At 43.5% G+C, this 1,571-nt stretch carries 1 protein-coding gene; it reads left to right on the plus strand.

What is annotated here, in order from left to right:
- Positions 1-1,258 (plus strand): 3-isopropylmalate dehydratase large subunit (gene leuC, locus CYP77_RS02465; RefSeq protein WP_103599675.1); only part of this gene is annotated, 1,258 nt, incomplete at its 5' end.
- Positions 1,259-1,571: the final 313 nt, after the last annotated feature.

Raw genomic sequence — 1,571 nt, forward strand, 5'->3', positions numbered from 1 at the left:
AACCATCACCGAGAAAATATTTTCAGATCACGTTGGCAAAGAGGTAAGCGCAGGAGAGATCATCGAGAGCAAGATCGATATGGTCATAGGCAACGACATCACGACGCCTATTTCCATTAAGCAGTTTGAGCGAAGTGGTGCTAAAAAGCTAGCTAACCCAGACAGCTTTGCCATCGTGATGGACCACTACATCCCGACAAAGGACATCCTAAGCGCAAATCAAGCCAAAATTTCACGCGAATTTGCCTACAAACACGACCTTAAAAACTATTTTGACGAAAAAGATATGGGTATTGAGCACGCGCTTTTGCCTGAAAAAGGGCTAGTCATCCCAGGCGACGTCATCATCGGCGCAGACAGCCACACCTGTACGCACGGCGCTCTTGGAGCCTTTAGCACTGGCATGGGTAGCACCGACCTAGCTTATGCGATGATCACTGGCAAAAACTGGTTTAAAGTGCCTGAGAGTATCAAAGTCGTCTTTAAGGGCAAGCTTGATAAGCACGTCTATGGCAAGGACCTCATCCTTGAGATCATCCGCCAAATAGGCGTTGATGGCGCACTTTACAAGGCGCTTGAGTTTAGCGGCGAGGTGATAGAGGGGCTTAGTATGGATGATAGATTTTCAATGTGCAACATGGCGATCGAAGCTGGTGCAAAGAGTGGTATCATCGCGGTTGATGAGATCACAAAAGAGTTTTTAAAATATAAAAATTTGCGCGATAAACCAAAATTTTTCTACTCAGACGAGGGCGCAAAATACGACAAAATTTTAGAGATAGATGTCACAAACCTTGATCCAGTCATCGCATATCCATTTTTGCCAAGCAACGGCAAGAGCGTAAGACAGGCGGTTCGCGACGATCTAGCTATCGATCAGGCATTTATCGGCTCATGCACAAATGGCCGTTTAAGCGACCTTCGCATAGCAGCGCAAATCCTAAAAGGTAAAAAAGTAGCTCGCAAAACAAGGCTCATCATCACTCCAGCGACGCAAAAGATCGCAAGAGCTGCTGAAAAAGAGGGACTTATCGACATTTTCATAGAAGCTGGCGCAGTTGTGAGCAACCCAACATGTGGTGCTTGCCTTGGCGGATATATGGGTATTTTGGGTGCAAATGAGCGCTGTATCTCAACAACAAACAGAAATTTCGTCGGCCGCATGGGCGATAGAACGAGTGAAATTTATCTAGCTAACTCGGCTGTTGTGGCGGCTTCAGCGATAGCAGGTAAAATCGCCGATCCAAGAGACTTATAGGCGTTAGATTTTAAGTATCTTTGAATGAGTTAGAAATTTTCACACTTCGATAAACTAGATGTTTTATCTTGTGTGAAAATTTCGTCACAACATCCAAATCTATCCTAAAATCTTGCCGCTAAATTTTTAAAAAAGAGCTAGCTAATCGGCAAAATTTAATATCCAGCTTTGGGATAAAATTTGCTTTGGCAACCATTAAACCCATCTCACGATACTTTGCCTTATATTTGTGACAAAATTTGGTGAAATTCTTTCTGAAAATTTCGTCACAACATCCAAATCTATCTTAAAATCTTGCCGCTCTAGGCTTACT

The organism is Campylobacter concisus (assembly GCF_002913865.1).
Lineage (GTDB): Bacteria > Campylobacterota > Campylobacteria > Campylobacterales > Campylobacteraceae > Campylobacter_A > Campylobacter_A concisus_AM.